Origin of the sequence: Algoriphagus taiwanensis, from assembly GCF_036245645.1 — a bacterium.
Lineage (GTDB): Bacteria > Bacteroidota > Bacteroidia > Cytophagales > Cyclobacteriaceae > Algoriphagus > Algoriphagus taiwanensis.
Map to the genome: position 1 here is coordinate 69778 of NZ_BTPE01000013.1, position 16533 is coordinate 86310.

Consider the following 16533-nt stretch of genomic DNA (forward strand, 5'->3'; position numbering starts at 1 on the left):
TCACAATGAAATACACCATTGATAAAAAAGAACAATACGTAGTCTTCACTCCCATCGAGGAAAAGATTGACTCCCTACTCGCTCCCAAATTGAAGTCAGAATTGCTGACCATCCATGCAGAAGGCTATTCCAACATCGTCTTGGACCTGAGCAATGTAAAATATGTGGACTCCAGCGGACTGAGTGCGCTTTTGGTTGGGGATAGAGAGTTTGGAAGAAATGGTGGCATTTTCATCATTTCTGGGGTACAAGAGCACGTAATGAAGCTGCTGAAAATCTCCATGCTAGACAAAAAGCTGAATTTGGTCAGCTCTCTGGAAGAAGCCGGAGAGGCCATTTTCATTCATGAAATCGAGGGAGGGGAAGAAGAGGAGGAAGCTTGATCCCGGATTTTGAAGTTACCATTCTTGGCAATACCTCATCCATTCCCGTTCACGGAAGAAATCACACTGCCCAAGTCGTAAGATTTGGGCAGGAATTTTTAATGCTAGACTGCGGAGAAGGAGCGCAGATTCAGCTTAGAAAGTACAAAATCAAAAGCTCCCGAATCTCCCATATTTTTATTTCCCACCTTCACGGAGACCACTATTTGGGCTTGGTTGGGCTACTCTCCAGCTACCAGTTATCAAAAAGGACGAAACCACTTCGGGTATTTGGCCCGAAGGGTCTGGATGAAATCATCACCACTCATTTTCGCTGGAGCAATACGCAGATAGATTACCCTTTGGAGTTTGTGGTAACACAGACGGATGGAATGCATCTGCTGCTGGATCATCCCAGATTTCAGGTCTATAGTTTTCCTCTGGTACATAGGCTGCCAACGACAGGTTTTTTGATCCGAGAAAAAGAGGGGTTGAGAAACCTGATCAAAGAAAAGCTTCAGGAAAAGAGACTCCCCTTGCAGGCCATTCATGAAATCCGCCAAGGAAGAGACTTTACAGATCCTTCCGGTGAGAAATATTGCGTTGACGAATATGCTCATCCTTTACCTCCTTTGAGGAGCTATGCATTTTGCTCAGACACCCGATTTGAGCCGGGATTGGTTGAATTTATTGCCGGAGTGGACTTGCTGTATCACGAATCCACCTTCACGGAAGCAGATGCAAAGAGAGCCCAGGAAACCTTTCACAGCACCGGAAAACAAGCTGCTGAAATAGCCCGGATTTCCGGAGCTAAAAGTCTCCTATTAGGTCATTTCTCCTCCAGATATGGTAATTTGGATGAAATGTTGGCAGAGGCTCAAACCATTTTCCCGGGTTCGGTCTTAAGTAGAGAAGGCGATACTTATTCCATACAGCCATTTTATGAACAAGATTGACGAAAGCAAAAAGACCAATCTCTTTATCATCCTAGGTAGTATCTTCCTGACCAATGCAATTTTGGCAGAAATCATCGGGGTAAAGATTTTTTCAGGAGAAAAAACATTGGGCTATGATCCGGTTAACTGGAGCTTTTTTGGAGAGTATGTGCTAGACTTCAATCTGACAGCAGGGGCTGTAATCTGGCCGATTGTATTTATCACGACAGACATCATCAACGAATATTTTGGAAAGCAAGGCGTGCGAAAAATAAGCTTCCTCACAGCCGCTCTAATCGCTTACGTTTTTGTCATCATCAGTTTGGTGACCGTGCTGGTACCTGCGGATTTTTGGATAGAAGTCAATTCTCAAACCCCAACAGGAGAATCTTTTGATATCAATTACGCATTCAATACGATTTTTCGGCAGGGACTGGGAATCATAATCGGTTCTCTCACTGCTTTTCTTTTGGGGCAATTGGTAGACGTATTCGTATTTCACAAACTCAGAGCTGTAACCGGTGCCAATATGATTTGGCTGAGAGCCACCGGTTCGACTTTGGTTTCTCAGTTTTTTGATTCATTTGTGGTGTTGGGGATTGCCTTTTATGTTTTCGGCAACTGGAGTTTGAGCCAAATCATAGCAGTAGGTCTGATCAATTATGTGTACAAATTCACTGTGGCAATCCTTTTAACTCCCCTTCTCTATCTGGGACACGGATTGATCGATCGATATTTGGGAAAAGAGCTGGCTCACAAAATGGCAGAAGATGCCACAGCTGACCGTTCCTTTTTTTAATTCTCACCAAGTCGCCTGCGTCAATTAAGGCTAAAACCTTCAAGGGTAAAGAAAAGGCTGGATTCTGGAATAATAAACCCTGTTTTTGCAATCAAGGACCAGCTTGGGTCTAGGCCTGGGTAGACAAACGATAATCATCAATCCCCATAAGTATCAGACCGATTTAGCCAAGGAATTAATTGAATTTTATCGTAAAAAGAGAATTTCATTCAATCCAAAAAATCTTGAAATAATCCAGTTTTTTATTTAAAGGACAATAAAAAAGCAGGAGAACTTCCCCTGCCCTTTATTTGAAAACTAAACCAACTATTATTTAACTACCACAATGAATTCAAAAATAATACAATTCTAAATAAATCAAAATCCCAAATAAAAATTTGTTAAAGATTATTTTTTCTCCGGGAAATTACCTCTTTTGAAGGCAAGGCCGATAGCTAAGCCTTGGCTAAATTGTACTTTTTCGTCCTGATCGATGTCGTATATGGTCAAGGTCGTCAAACTAACATTGATGGCTTCAGAAATTTTGGCGACAATCCCTGCATCCAATCGATGGTCAATCGTATCAAATGCGAACGTTTCAAGATTTGCATACATCTGATATCGCATCAAGAGTGACAATCTATCACTGAATTTTTTATTCCATTCTGCGAAAAGGTTAAATGCAAGCCATTCCTGTCTTACAGTTTCTCCGATTTCCACCCCATAGTTTTCAGGAACTGCCAAATAAAGATTGGTGTCGGTCACAAATGTAAAACGGGGAGCAAATGGGGAAAGTCGAAGTACAAACTCATCATTGGGTTTATACTCTGCCCCTATTCCGGTGGTCAGGTAGGCTGGATTAGCCCACTTGGAGATTAGGGTTCGAGGTTCGGTATTGAAATCATAACCTGGGGCAAATTGGCTTAGAAAATTCAATCCAAAGTAAATATTCCACTTTGGAGCTATTTTGTAACCTACTTTTGAATCAATATAAATTCGGTCATTAGCCTTTCGCCCATCTTCACCGTCGTTTTTGACTACTCCATAGAGTAGGTCAAGCGTATTGTCCCAAGTCCATTTATCCTTGGCATAATTGGCTCGTCCAAGTAAATAAACATTGAAGGCAATGGAGTTTACCCCTCCCCCTTTCCAGTTGCCGCTAAAAGAGGCTTGGTTAAGGTTTAATCCTCCTGCGATTTCCTTCAGCCAAAGGGTATCTTTTGCCACAGTGGCCGTGTCATTCTGTGCATTTGCCGTTTGAAAAAGCATTCCAAAGGCGATCAGGGTAAACAGTTTTTTCATTTTTTAGAAATTAAAATTTTCGAAAATAAATTTATATAACTCACAAAATTAATTTTTTCCTTGAATAGGAAACCCAAACATAATAAGGGCATTAATTCATTTATTGATTTTTTCTACCTCTTTTTGGACAAGATTGATCTAAACCTTCCTTTTTTTGGCGAATTGTTTGTTCTCTGCTAAAAAAGAAAACCCACGATTATCATGGGTTTCATTCATTTGTCTGTCGTTCATGAATCCAAGCTTTTCAATCAACCAGTCTAACCTCCATCACTTCCTCAGCGGTGATCTCAAAGAATCGCTTATGGATATTAAATTCTTCTTCTCCTTGCTGAGGAGCTTTGGCCACATAGCTGGCATCTTCCTGCATCACATAAGCATTCGAATTATCCAGCAAGTTGTAGCGAAGTATGTTCATCAGCTGCTTTTCCAATAGCGGGGACTCTACTTTAAAGAGGGATTCTAGACGCTTATCAAAGCTTCGCACCATCATATCTGCACTTCCTGAATAGGTCCGTGTCTGCCCGTTGTTGTGGAAATGATAAATTCTGCTGTGCTCCAGAAAATCCCCCACTAAAGAAATGACCTCAATATTTTCACTCAATCCCGGTCTTCCCGGTCTCAGGCAGCAGATCCCCCTCACGATCAATTTGATGGTGACACCAGACTGAGAAGCCCTATAGAGTGCATAGATAATTTCCGAATCCTCAAGGGAATTGACTTTGATAAAAATCCCGCTGGGAAGCCCATTTCGGGCATTTTCAGCTTCCTGCTCGATAAACTCAATCAACTGATTGCGCATATCGCGAGGGGCCGTAATCAGATTTCTGTAATTGCTAGGCACAGAATGCCCTGTGATGACATTGAAGAACTCGGAGACATCATTTGCCAAAATCTCATTGGTAGTCAATAAGCCAATATCCGTATATAGCCTGGCTGTGTCTTCATTGTAATTGCCGGAACCAAGGTGGACAAAGCGTGTAATCTCAGAAGCATCCTTTTTTACGATTAAAAGTAGCTTGGTATGGGTTTTCAGATTGGAAATCCCATAGATCACAAAACAGCCGGCTTTTTGTAGCCTTTTCGCCTCCCGGATGTTGTTTTCTTCATCAAATCTTGCTTTCACTTCAAAAAGCACAGACACGTGCTTACCGTTTTCAGCTGCTTTAAGTAGGGCTTTTGTAATCCGACTTTCCTTCGCCAGACGATAAATGGTCATTTTAATCGCCATCACATCAGGATCCTCAGCGGCTGTTTCGATCAAGTCCAAAATGGGCTCGATGTTATTGTAAGGATGATGAAGCAGGATATCTTTTTCTTTTAACGTATCAAAAATATCTGCTCGCCCTTCTTCCGGATAGGAAATAGGATTGACTGGCTCGGGAATTTGGGGAAGTCGATCTCTGAACCGTTTATTACCCACCACTTGCCAAAGGCCGGTAAAGTCAATCATACTTTCTCTTTTGACCAGGAATACGGAGTTTTTGCCTAGACTCCATCGTTCCAAAAGAGAATTGAGCATCCACTTGGAATATCCTTCCTCAATTTCAATTCGGACCACCCGGCCTGTTTTGCGCTCCATGAGCTTTCGTTTTACTTCTTCGAGAAAATTGGCATCCATATCCTCACTCTCCTCAAGGGTAAAATCCCCATTTCTGGTAATCCTGAACAAGCTGATAGACTCAATGTCCACATTTCGGAAAAGGGAAACGATATTTTCCCGGATCACCTCCTCTATTGGAATCAACAGAAGACTGTTTTCCTGTTCGATTTCAAAGAATCTCGGGATATTGGCAGGAATCTGCACAAAGCTCATTTTCCGCATGTCTTTGCGCTCTCCTGGGCTGGTAGTCACTACTCCGAAGACCAAAAGTTTATTCATCAGAATCGGAAATGTCCGGTATCCGTCATAGACCATAGGAGTAAGCATGGGGTAGATTGCCTTCATGAAATACTCCCGGACCTTTTCCCTGTTTTCCTCGTTCAGTTTTTTGACATTGATGAGAGAAATCCCCTCCTGAGCCATTTCTGGCAGGATGACTTGGGTAAAATGCTGATGCTGATCCTGATGAAAATTTTGACAGGCATCCATCAGCTTTTCCTTGAAAGGCTCTTCCCTCAATCCGGAGTAATCTACTCTCTGCTTGTCGTAATCCAGATAATTGTAAAGAGAACCCACCCGAATCATAAAAAACTCATCCAGATTCGACGCAGTAATGGCCAAAAACTTGAGTTTTTCAAAAATGGTTCGGTGTGCTTTTTTTGACTGATCAAGAACCCGGTCGTTGAATTTCACCCAACTGAGGTCTCGGCTTACCAGATCACTTTTTTGGATCGTGGATTCGTATCTATCGGCTATCGTGGATCGCATGATTCTGAACTATTTCTAAGTCAATAATTTAATTTCCCAGGGTAAAAAGGGGTAGAAAAAATCAAAAAAGGGAGCCAAAAAAGCTCCCTTGGTTTAGGTGTCTATTTTGGCGTATTTGGCATTTCGCTCGATAAATTCCCTTCGAGGTGCCACTTCATCTCCCATCAGCATACTGAAGAGATGGTCTGCTTCCGCTGCCGAATCGATAGTCACCTGTTTGATGGTCCTGACGTTTGGATCCATGGTAGTGGTCCAGAGTTGCTCTGGATTCATTTCTCCGAGACCCTTGTAGCGCTGTATACCTACACTATCCTCTTTACCGTCCTTGGCCATTTCGGCAGTCAACTGCTTTCGCTCCTCCTCAGTCCAGCAGTAGCGCTCGTCTTTTCCTCTCTTCAACAAATAAAGAGGAGGTAAGGCAATATACACGTAGCCATTTTCGATAAGGGAACGCATATATCTGAAGAAAAGGGTCAGGATCAAGGTTCGAATATGGGAACCATCGATATCGGCATCCGTCATGATGATGATTTTATGGTATCTCAATCCGGAAAGATCCAGTTCCTTATCATCATTCACCGTTCCAAACTTTACGCCCAAAGCAGTGAGGATATTTTTAATCTCCTCATTGTCATAAATCTTGTGCTCATGCGCCTTCTCTACGTTAAGAATTTTACCTTTCAAAGGCAGGATCGCCTGAAACTCCCGGTCTCTACCCTGCTTGGCAGATCCACCCGCTGAGTCACCTTCGACCAGATACAATTCGCAGACTGTGGGATCAGAATTGGCACAATCCGCTAACTTACCCGGAAGTCCACCGCCACCAAGGACATTTTTCCGCTGTACCATTTCCCGTGCCTTACGGGCAGCATGTCTTGCCTGGGCAGCCAAAATGACCTTTCCAACGATGATTTTAGCCTCACGAGGATGCTCTTCCAGCCAGCTTTGAAGTACCTCAGATACTGCGGAATCCACAAAACCCACCACATCTGAGTTGCCCAGCTTGGTCTTGGTTTGTCCCTCAAATTGAGGCTCAGCTACTTTCACAGAAATGACAGCAGTCAAGCCCTCTCTGAAATCGTCTCCAGAAACTTCGATTTTTACTTTTTCCAGCATACCTGACTTGTCCGCATAGGCCTTCAAGGTTCGGGTCAAAGCTCTTCTGAAACCTGTCACGTGTGTTCCTCCCTCATACGTATTGATCGTATTGACATAGGAAACGACATTTTCGCTGTAGGAGCTGTTATAGTTCATCGCCACTTGTACAGGGACTTCCTGATTGAGCGATTCGATATAGATCGGGGATTCGATGATTTTCTCTTTGGTTTCATCCAGATACTGAACAAACTCCACCAAGCCGCCTTCGGAATAAAATTCATTGGACTTTGGACTTCCATCCTCTTCCAACTCACGGAAATCTTTCAGGAAAATCCGGATTCCGGCATTGAGGTAAGCCATTTCCCTCAATCTGTTGGCAATCGTTTCGTATTTGTACTCAGTTACCGTAAAAATTGAAGCATCCGGCTTGAAATGAATGATTGTTCCTCTCTTATCAGTTTCACCAATTTGTCTGGCGGCATACTTGGGAATCCCGATGCTAAATTCTTGCTCGGTAATGACTCCATTTCGATGAACTGTAGCTTTGAGGTAGGTAGATAGTGCATTCACACAGGAAACCCCTACTCCATGCAGACCTCCGGAAACCTTGTAGGTATCTTTATCAAACTTACCTCCGGCGTGAAGTACTGTCAAAACCACTTCCAAAGCAGACTTCTTCTCTTTTGGGTGCATGTCGGTAGGAATTCCCCGTCCATTGTCCTCTACTGTGATAGAATTGTCTTCGTTGACAGTCACATGGATAGTATCGCAATGTCCTGCAAGGGCTTCGTCGATCGAGTTGTCCACTACTTCCCATATCAAATGGTGCAGACCTTTGATCCCCACATCACCGATATACATTGCCGGTCTTTTTCTAACCGCCTCAAGACCTTCCAATACTTGGATATTCCCAGCGCCGTATTCCGCTGGATTCTTTGCTTTTTCGTCACTCATATTTTTTGGAGAAAACCCTTCAAAATGGGGCTAAAAAGGTGATTTTTTCAAATTTGATGGATGTCGCAAGTTAGTCAAAAAAAGTGACCTGAACCACATTTTTTTATCCTGCAAAAGCAGAATTGACTGATTTTAAAATTCAATGGTTTTGCCAAATATTATTCTGTTTTATTTTGTTTAACAAAAATTTTTTTTTCGAAGTTAATCCACTACCTGACCCCATACATCCCTGATTTTCAACAAGTCATTTATTTTTGTTTAACCTTTTAAATTTTTTATTAAACAAATTTTATTCCTCATGTATTTCTAAGCTAAGTATCAAACCATTTCTATCACCAATAAAACCAAATTAACATGAAATTAACTCTCCTCGCGGACCTAGACGGACTAGACCGCATCATCAACTCAGACCCTGTGGCCATTACCTTCTTTATCGGGTACATGGCCATGTTTGCTTCTGCTGTATTCTTCTTTGTAGAAAGAGGTTCAGTAGATGGCAAGTGGAAACTATCCCTCTTGGTATCCGGCTTGATTACCGGTATCGCAGCAGTACACTACTACTACATGAGAGATTTCTACTTGCAGACTGGTTCCAGTCCCACAGCTTTCAGATATGTAGACTGGACACTCACCGTACCATTGATGTGCGTGGAATTCTACCTCCTTACCAAACCATTCGGAGCAAAAGGCGGCACTTTGTTTAAGCTTATCATTGCTTCTTTGCTGATGTTGGTGACTGGATATATCGGCGAAACTTCCGGTATTGACAACAACATCATGTGGGGTGTGATTTCTACCATTGGCTACCTCTACATCGTGTATGAAGTGTTTGCCGGTGACGTAGCCAAATTGGCTAAGGATTCCAACAGTCCTGCATTGGGCAGAGCGATGTTCCTTTTGAAAATCTTCATCACTCTGGGATGGTCTATTTATCCAATCGGCTACATGGTCCTTCCAGGCAACTTATTATCAGGCGCATTTGAGGTAAGCTCAATCGACCTATTCTACAACCTTGCTGATGCTATCAACAAAATCGGATTCGGTTTGGTAATCTACTCTGTTGCCGTATCAGAATCTGGCAAAGGCAAAGCTGCCACAGCTTAATCCACACCCAAGAGGCTGTCTCCTAGCCCGATCTGTTTCAGATTTTCATAAGATGAACTTCCTATTCGACTCCGTCGAAAGATTTTCATCTTCTCAGACTGGACTTAGATGGCATTGAGGCAGCCTCTTTCTTTTCCCGACTATGACCCATTATAACTACATATTTGCTGGAGGAGGATGCGCTGCATATAGTCTGATTTATTATTTGACCAAAAGCAGCCTTCATTCCAAATCTATCTTGGTGATTGATCCTCAAGGTCACTCCTACCCATCCAAAACTTGGTGTTATTGGGCAGAAAAACCATTGGAAATCCATCCTCCCGATCAAAAAATCAAGTGGAATCAATTATCCTTTAGTCGGGGCAAGGAAAAAACAAACCTCAAACTTGAAAATCTGAACTACTATCACGTTCAGGCCAGTGATTTTTTTGAAAACCTAAGTCAATATTTCGAGCAATTCCCAACTATCACATTCTCCCAAGACAGAGTTGCTTCTTGCCATTCCACCTCCTCGTCTTTCGAAGTGTACACGGACGGAGGAGAAAAATTCTCCTGTGATTTTCTTTTCGACTCCCGATTGGACATGGACTCGTGGAAGGACGAAACGATATTAAAACAGCAGTTTGTAGGCTGGAAAATCGCCCTTAATCAATCCTTATTCGATGCCAAATCAGTGACTTGGATGGACATCCTCCCATCAGAAAATGGTCAGTTTTCCTTTGGCTATATCCTACCTTACGATACCCAACACGCTTTAGTAGAATACACTTGCTACTCAGAAAAGGAAATTCCCTATTCCCAGCTGGAAGAGAAGCTCAAAACCTATTTAAACACCCAACTGGAAGGAATAGCTTACACCCCCTATTTCGAAGAGAAAGGAAGAATCCCGATGAGCACCAAATTCACCACGGATTCTCCACATCCCAGATGGATCAATCTGGGTACCCGGGCAGGATGGTCAAGGCCTTCCACGGGATTTACCTTTCAGTTTATCCAGGATTATTGTCAGCAACTGATCGCTGAATTGGAATCTTCTGGAAAACCTACCCTGAAAAAATTGCCAAGTCGCCACTATTTCTATGATAATATCCTTTTGAATATCGTGAAGAAATGGCCCAAGCAACTCGAGACGGTTTTTGTCAATCTTTTCACTACCAATTCTCCCGACCATGTGCTTCGCTTTTTGCAGGCAAAAACAGGCATTTGGGAAGAAATCTCTATTCTGAGCAGAGTCCGTTTTTATCCCTTCCTGAAAAGTCTTTGGCATTATGAAAAGCACTGAATACCTGCTGAAAGCCCTTGGAGTTGGGATTTGCATACTCTTTTCCTTAATCCCTGAGAATCCTATGGGATTGGAATTGACCGTTGCGGGAATAATTTTGACTATTTTGGGAATACCTCACGGGGCAATCGACCACCTGACTTCGGAGCCAAATACTACCCAAAAAGGAATGCTTGTTTTCCTAATCCGATATTTGGGTATGATTGGGATCTATCTGATGCTGTGGGTCTTTTTCCCGGTATTTTCCCTGGCCTTCTTTCTCCTTTTTTCTTCCTACCACTTTGGACAATCCCATTTTTTTGAACTCAAATCCCACTCTTTTCTATCCATAGCGCTATTTGTATCAAGGGGGGCTTTTTTTATCTCGGTGATCTTATTTGGTGACCTGCCCATGACTCGGACCATTCTCGATCCACTTTTGGATTTGGGAGGGGTTTCTGCTTATTCCTACTGGATCATTTTTGGTCTTTTATTCCTTTCGCTTTTGCTGGAAGGAATTGAATCTCGCAAAATCAAATCCTCCACTTGGATTGATTTGGTTGTCTTGGCTCCTCTGCTCTACTTTTCCCCCTTATTGATCAGCTTTATCGTGTATTTCGGCTTTTGGCATGCTTTTCCAAGTATGAAACTGGAATATTCATTTTTGAAAAAATTCCCTCAATACAATTCTCTGAAAAAATTCACCTGGCAGCTCTTGCCCTTCTCTTTGATTAGCCTTTTTGGAATTGCGCTGATGATTTATTTTGGACAAAACTATTTGGAGTCCAACGAACTCCTTTTGCTCTTCTTCATTCTGATTTCCCTGATTTCTTTTCCCCATGTGATTTACATGGATCGATTTGTCCGGCTGTTCAAAACTGACCCGTACTCAGCATAACGAGATTGCAGGCAGGCAAAACCTCGATTCCCGCCTCTTTGGCTTTTCTGAAAAATACGGGATTCTCAGTTCCGGGATTGAAAATAATCCTTTGCGGCTTTAGCCCTATCAGGTAATCTATCCACTCTTCCTGATTGGCAGGTCCGATATAAAGAGTAATGGTATGAATTCCCTCCAAGGCTGGTTTTTGCCTCAAATCAAGGATATCCCGGCCGTAAACGCTTCCTTTTTTGATCCCGATCGGTACAAAATCCATCCCTCTTTCCTCAAACATGCTAGCCGCCATGAAGGCATATCGGGAAGGGTTTTCCGTGGCGCCGACAATCAGCGTCTTTTTCTTCTCAGACCTGACGACTTCCATAGATTCGGTCCCGCCCAAATGTGTCCATGTGCCGATGCTTTTTGCTTTCGTAAATGTCGGCCAAGGTGATCATGATTCCCGTCTCTTCCACTTCTCCAAACTCATCATTCAGAGCCGTGCCAAAAGTCTTCATTGTCGGAGACAAGTTCATGTAGGTATTGATCAACGGAGGAATATTCTCTCCCAAAGCTCTGATTCTGCCATTGAGCAGCTTGTATCCATCTTTATATTCCAACCCTTCGAAAGGATTGGGATGAGATAAAATATCTGTCTCGTAGCTTAATCTGATTTTCTCCTTGGGAGTCACAAGGTGATCCTTATCAGGAAAATAATGATTCATGAAATAGAGAAGTAAATCTCTGCCCTCCCTATTGTAATGGGGATACATGGTGACTTTTCCAAAGAGGTATTTGACGTCAGGGTTAAGCAAAACTACAGCTCCCAATCCATCCCAAAGATTATCCAAGCTGAATATCCCTTTTCGATTATCCAGACTGGGCTGGTACTTAGGCTGAACAAAAGACCTACCCAACTCCAAGGTCTGTGGGATATAGTCCCGAATGAATTTTTCAGAAAAATCAAACAAATGGGTGGTAGAAAGATTCAAGGAACCGTCCTCCTGAATTGCATTTTTACACTTGATCAACCTGTAGCCGGCGACTATCTCTTCGTCTTCAGGATTCCAGGTGATTAATTGATCGTAGCAGTTTTCACAAGTATCGTTATCATCCAAATCCAACTCCATCCCTGTGCCTCCACCTGCGGAGCGAAAGGTCAATTCTCTCAACCTGCCGATTTCACGGACTGTGTTGGGAGAATTGTGATGATTGACCAAATAGACCAGATTATCCCCGTTGTTGGTATATCTCAAAAACCTCTCCTCCGAAAGCTCCTTCTTCAACAAAGCCCGATCTACAGGGGGAATGATTTCTGATTCTTTTTTCATCTGATGTTCCAATACCAATTAATTCTATCTCTATCCAGACTTGACGAAATAAACATTTTTCAGGGGTTTCTTCCTTTTTTGGAGAAAAGAATTCTCTTTTTTCAAATTATAGAATCTTCTCTAGTCCTTGAGATCACCCAGCTGATAAACCTTTTCTTTTATTTCGTCAGCCCATTTTCCGTCATTTTTTTCTTGGGTAAGCGATTCGACAGGAATCGGAGCTCCCACGGTAATCTTTACTTCCTTTCCCCGCTGATTATACATCTCATCCACCAGCCAAAACATCTCCACATTGGCTTTGACTCCCAGTTTTTTTCGCCAGTTGGCAAGATTGTAAAAAAACTCAGAATTCCTTCCTTGGATAAAACAAGGTACAATATCCAAGTTGTATTTTTTTGCTTTGGTCACAAAGCTCTTCTTCCACTGCAAATCCCGAATCTTCCCGTTTTGCTTTCTGGACACCAATCCGGCAGGAAAAATAAGCACTGCATGCCCTTGGGAATAAGCCTCTTCTATCTTCTGATTGGCTTCCTTTGAGTTTTTTCCATGCTTATTGACCGGAACAAAAATGGGCTCGAAATTATCAAAGGTCATCAGGAGATCATTGACCAAAAATCGGATATCAGGTCGGATTCTCCCCACCGCATGGATCAAGGCGATCCCATCCAAACCTCCCAAAGGGTGATTGGCTGCCAAAATCACTCCACCTGACTGAGGAATATGCGCTGCACCGATCAATTCTACATTTACACCAAACTCCTCAATCAAAGCATCGGCAAAATCCAAACTTTTCAGGTGATGAATTTTTTCCATCAAACCATTCATCCATTGCTCGTGCGTCACTCTTTTGATATACCTGAGCAAAAAGCCGGGCATCCATTTCAGCAACTTGGGATTTTTGGACCCTATGGCTTTCTCGATGTCGATGTATTTTTTGGTCATGAGTAAAATAAACAGGCAGTACTCCCTTTTTTGAACCGATTTTCTGCAAAGTTTGGCCCAAAACTACAAAAATATACCCCTTCCCTGAATCCAAGTCAAGAATCAAATCCTAGAGTATTGAAAACCAAGGGGCTGATTTTTGAGTAGTCTTAAAAAAACGATGATGAACCTCCTCCTTACAGGCAGCACTTCCGGAATCGGATGGGAAACCTTAAAAGCACTCCTACCGCATTTTGATCAGCTTTTTCTTCCGGTTAGAAATCTGGAGAAAGCACAAAAGATGATCCAATCCCTTCCCGAAAGACAAAAGATCCAATTGATTCCCATGGATCTCAGCTCAATGCATTCGGTCAAAAAAGGCGCTCAACTCATCCTGAAATCCACCGATCAAATTGATCTTCTGATCAACAATGCCGGAGGAATGTATCCCGGAGGCAAGCTTACAGAAGAGAAGCTCGATTTGACTTTTACTACCAACCATCTCGGCCATTTCTTATTGACTTTGGAACTACTCCCTGCTTTGAAAAAAGGACAGGCCAAAATCATCAATGTCAGCTCCGAGGCTCATCGCATTGCTACTTCCCTCAATGAGGATTGGGGATTGAGAAAAGCCGGAAACACGATCAATGCCTACGGCAAAGTGAAGCTGTACAACATTCTCTTCAGCAAAGAACTCAAAAGCAAGTTTGAAACGGACGGAATTCAGGCCTATGCCCTGCATCCCGGAGCGGTAAAAACAGCCTTTGGGTCTGAGACTTCTTTCATCGCCAAAGCCATCATTCGAGCTACCCAGCTCTTTTTCATCAGCCCGAAAGCAGGAGCTCAAACCAGCATTTTCCTAGCTTTAACACCCAAAGGAAAACTCAAAAACGGAGGATATTACGATAAGAAAAAGCCAAAGAATCCCTCCTCTATAGCTTCTGACCCCAAAGCAGCGACTGATCTTTGGAATTACAGCTTGGATGTGCTCCGTGAATTGAACCTCATTTCTATTTAAAAGACAAGACAAGCCGGGAAGAATTGCCCCTTGGTCGATAATCCCTATTTTTGCCTCAATGAAAGAGACCATCTTGTCCCTATGCCCAGGTCCATGGGAAGACTACGAACTAATCGATACCGGAGGATTTGAAAAGCTGGAGCGCTTTGGAAAATTTATCCTCAGCAGACCCGAACCTCAAGCCATCTGGGATAAAAGCCTTCCTGATTCCGAATGGAAAAAACTGGCTCACGCGCATTTTGCCAAAGAAAAAAACAATCCTGAAAAAGGCCACTGGCAACAGCTCAAATCCATGCCCCACAATTGGCAGATTCAATATGCCAATTCAGATGGACTCAAAATGAAGCTCAATTTGGCCCAAACCTCATTTAAGCATATCGGCCTTTTCCCTGAACAGGCAGTAAACTGGGATTATTTGTACCAAAAAGTGAAAACTTTCCCCGGCAAGAATCCCAAAGTGCTCAATCTATTTGGCTACACAGGAGCTGCAAGCGTGGCCTGCAGAGCTGCAGGAGCAGAAGTGGCTCATCTGGATTCGGTGAAGCAAGTCGTCACCTGGACCAAGCACAACATGGAATCTTCCGGGCTGGACGGAATCCGATGGATAGTAGATGATGCGATGAAATTCATCAAACGGGAAGAAAGAAGAGGCAACCGATACCAGGGAATCATCCTCGACCCTCCAGCCTACGGACGGGGTCCAGACGGGGAAAAGTGGATTTTGGAAGAGCAAATCAATGAAATGCTGAAAACCTGCCGGGCCATTTTGGATCCCAAGGATCATTTTCTTCTGCTCAACATGTATTCCTTGAGCTTTTCCTCTCTTATCGCTGCCAACCTCATTCAGTCCAATTTTGGAAAGGTGAAAAATGCCGAACATGGAGAACTCTACCTGGAGGAAAAGCAGGGCAAAAAGCTTCCCTTGGGAATATTTTACCGGTTTTCCAGTTATTGACCTGAGGATATTCCATGAATAACAGACAGATTTTTCTCTCCCATCTGGCCCAGACGACTGATTTTCCGCTCATGATTGAGGTGGAAAAAGCAGAGGGAATCTATCTTTTTGGTCCAAATGGAGAAAAATACATTGACCTCATCTCTGGAATCGGAGTCAGCAATGTAGGCCATCGCCACCCAAAAGTCATCCAAGCCATCCAGACTCAGCTGAACAAATACCTTCACCTGATGGTCTATGGGGAGTACGTTCAGACCCCTCAGACCCTGCTTGCCAAGGCCCTGGCGGAGACTTTGCCCCCACAGCTCGACAATGTATATCTGGTCAACAGCGGTTCGGAGGCAGTAGAAGGTGCTCTGAAACTGGCCAAGCGCTTTACCAATCGGAGGGAAATCCTCTCCTGCGTCAACGCCTACCACGGCAGCAGTCACGGTTCTCTGAGTGTAGGTGGAAATGAAGTATTCAAAAGAGCCTATCGACCTCTCCTTCCCGGGATCAAAAACACCGTATATGGAGCCTATTCGAATCTGTCACAAATAACCACAGACACCGCAGCCGTCATCATCGAAACCATTCAGGGAGAAGCCGGAATCCGGGTCGCCTGTAGAGAATATTTTCAGGCTTTGAGGAAAAGATGCGATGAAACAGGCACTTTGCTGATTCTGGATGAAATTCAGGCAGGATTTGGGCGAACCGGCAAATTCTGGGCTTTCGAGCATTTTGAAATTGTGCCTGATATTCTGGTCTGTGCCAAAGGAATGGGAGGAGGAATGCCCATTGGAGCTTTCATCTCCAATAAAGAGGTGATGGGTGTCTTCAAAAACAACCCGATTTTGGGCCATATCACTACTTTCGGAGGTCATCCGGTAAGCGCAGCTGCATCTCTTGCCACAATCCAGGTACTCAAAGAAGAAAAGCTGATCGATCAGGTAGAACAAAAAGCCAATTTGATCAAATCCCTTCTGGTTCATCCCAAGATCAAATCCATACGAAACAAAGGCCTGATGATGGCGGTGGAATTTGAATCCTTTGAGGTTTTGAAAAAAATCATCGACCGGGCTATCGAACTGGGGGTCATCACCGATTGGTTTTTGTTTTGCGATGATTCCATGCGGATCGCTCCGCCTTTGGTCATAACAGAAGATGAAATCAAAACAGCTTGCAGGTTGATATTACAAGCTATAGAGGAAAACTAAATTACCACTCAGCAAATTTTCCGGCTTAGGTTTCTATTTATTCTCACCCTTTCCTTTTGTTTATATTCAGGCAAAA

General features: G+C 43.2%; 15 protein-coding genes. 9 read left to right on the forward strand and 6 right to left on the reverse strand.

The annotated features are described in order from the left end of the window. Nucleotides 1-5: 5 nt before the first annotated feature. The 3 genes from AAA938_RS16425 to AAA938_RS16435 are packed head-to-tail and all read left to right on the forward strand — an operon-like array spanning nucleotide 6 to nucleotide 2096. Complete coding sequence (locus AAA938_RS16425) at nucleotides 6-383, forward strand: STAS domain-containing protein (RefSeq protein WP_338229844.1); 378 nt, start codon at nucleotides 6-8, stop codon at nucleotides 381-383. Then, complete coding sequence (locus AAA938_RS16430; RefSeq protein WP_338229845.1) at nucleotides 380-1318, forward strand: ribonuclease Z; 939 nt, start codon at nucleotides 380-382, stop codon at nucleotides 1316-1318. Before AAA938_RS16425 ends, AAA938_RS16430 begins: the two co-directional genes overlap by 4 nt. Further along, the gene (locus tag AAA938_RS16435; protein ID WP_338229846.1) at nucleotides 1305-2096 is read left to right on the forward strand and encodes a queuosine precursor transporter; all 792 of its coding nucleotides are present in this window, start codon (nucleotides 1305-1307) and stop codon (nucleotides 2094-2096) included. The genes AAA938_RS16430 and AAA938_RS16435 overlap by 14 nt, the downstream gene beginning before the upstream one ends. 387 nt (nucleotides 2097-2483) lie before the next feature. Here AAA938_RS16435 and AAA938_RS16440 read toward each other — a convergent pair whose 3' ends face one another. The 3 genes from AAA938_RS16440 to gyrB all read right to left on the reverse strand — a co-directional run bounded on the left by AAA938_RS16440 (nucleotide 2484) and on the right by gyrB (nucleotide 7797). After that, nucleotides 2484-3377, reverse strand: coding sequence for a DUF3078 domain-containing protein (locus AAA938_RS16440; protein WP_338229847.1), 894 nt, complete (start codon nucleotides 3375-3377; stop codon nucleotides 2484-2486). A gap of 244 nt (nucleotides 3378-3621) precedes the next feature. After that, nucleotides 3622-5745 carry a polyphosphate kinase 1 gene (gene ppk1, locus AAA938_RS16445; protein ID WP_338229848.1) on the reverse strand — a complete coding sequence of 708 codons (2124 nt, stop codon included), beginning with the start codon at nucleotides 5743-5745 and terminating at the stop codon, nucleotides 3622-3624. A 93-nt stretch (nucleotides 5746-5838) separates the two neighbouring features. Then, nucleotides 5839-7797, reverse strand: a complete 1959-nt coding sequence (gene gyrB / locus AAA938_RS16450) for a DNA topoisomerase (ATP-hydrolyzing) subunit B (protein WP_338229849.1) — start codon at nucleotides 7795-7797, stop codon at nucleotides 5839-5841. A 354-nt stretch (nucleotides 7798-8151) separates the two neighbouring features. Between gyrB and AAA938_RS16455 the strand changes: the two genes are divergently transcribed. From AAA938_RS16455 to AAA938_RS16465, 3 genes are all read left to right on the forward strand, one after another. Beyond that, a complete protein-coding gene (locus AAA938_RS16455; protein ID WP_338229851.1) occupies nucleotides 8152-8901 on the forward strand; it encodes a bacteriorhodopsin in 750 nt (249 codons plus the stop codon). Nucleotides 8902-9043: 142 nt separating this feature from the next. Further along, on the forward strand, nucleotides 9044-10183 hold the full coding sequence (locus AAA938_RS16460; protein ID WP_338229852.1) for a lycopene cyclase family protein: 1140 nt from the start codon (nucleotides 9044-9046) through the stop codon (nucleotides 10181-10183). Continuing rightward, nucleotides 10170-11060, forward strand: coding sequence for a Brp/Blh family beta-carotene 15,15'-dioxygenase (locus AAA938_RS16465; RefSeq protein WP_338229853.1), 891 nt, complete (start codon nucleotides 10170-10172; stop codon nucleotides 11058-11060). The genes AAA938_RS16460 and AAA938_RS16465 overlap by 14 nt, the downstream gene beginning before the upstream one ends. On the opposite strand, the gene AAA938_RS16470 is transcribed toward AAA938_RS16465, so the two are convergent. The 3 genes from AAA938_RS16470 to glsA all read right to left on the reverse strand — a co-directional run bounded on the left by AAA938_RS16470 (nucleotide 11035) and on the right by glsA (nucleotide 13309). Next, nucleotides 11035-11421: a CoA-binding protein gene (locus tag AAA938_RS16470; protein WP_338229854.1), complete on the reverse strand. Its 387-nt coding sequence runs from the start codon at nucleotides 11419-11421 to the stop codon at nucleotides 11035-11037. The two genes, AAA938_RS16465 and AAA938_RS16470, sit on opposite strands and share 26 nt — an antisense overlap. After that, the gene (gene glsB / locus AAA938_RS16475) at nucleotides 11402-12367 is read right to left on the reverse strand and encodes a glycine N(alpha)-acyltransferase GlsB (protein WP_338229855.1); all 966 of its coding nucleotides are present in this window, start codon (nucleotides 12365-12367) and stop codon (nucleotides 11402-11404) included. The genes AAA938_RS16470 and glsB overlap by 20 nt, the downstream gene beginning before the upstream one ends. Nucleotides 12368-12487: 120 nt before the next feature. Further along, nucleotides 12488-13309: a lyso-glycine lipid O-acyltransferase GlsA gene (gene glsA / locus AAA938_RS16480; RefSeq protein WP_338229856.1), complete on the reverse strand. Its 822-nt coding sequence runs from the start codon at nucleotides 13307-13309 to the stop codon at nucleotides 12488-12490. Nucleotides 13310-13469: 160 nt separating this feature from the next. Here glsA and AAA938_RS16485 point away from each other — a divergent pair, with 160 nt between their 5' ends. The 3 genes from AAA938_RS16485 to AAA938_RS16495 are packed head-to-tail and all read left to right on the forward strand — an operon-like array spanning nucleotide 13470 to nucleotide 16457. Continuing rightward, nucleotides 13470-14306: an SDR family NAD(P)-dependent oxidoreductase gene (locus AAA938_RS16485; protein WP_338229857.1), complete on the forward strand. Its 837-nt coding sequence runs from the start codon at nucleotides 13470-13472 to the stop codon at nucleotides 14304-14306. A 58-nt stretch (nucleotides 14307-14364) separates the two neighbouring features. Further along, complete coding sequence (locus tag AAA938_RS16490) at nucleotides 14365-15261, forward strand: class I SAM-dependent rRNA methyltransferase (RefSeq protein ID WP_338229858.1); 897 nt, start codon at nucleotides 14365-14367, stop codon at nucleotides 15259-15261. Nucleotides 15262-15275: 14 nt separating this feature from the next. After that, nucleotides 15276-16457, forward strand: a complete 1182-nt coding sequence (locus tag AAA938_RS16495; RefSeq protein WP_338229859.1) for an aspartate aminotransferase family protein — start codon at nucleotides 15276-15278, stop codon at nucleotides 16455-16457. Nucleotides 16458-16533: the final 76 nt, after the last annotated feature.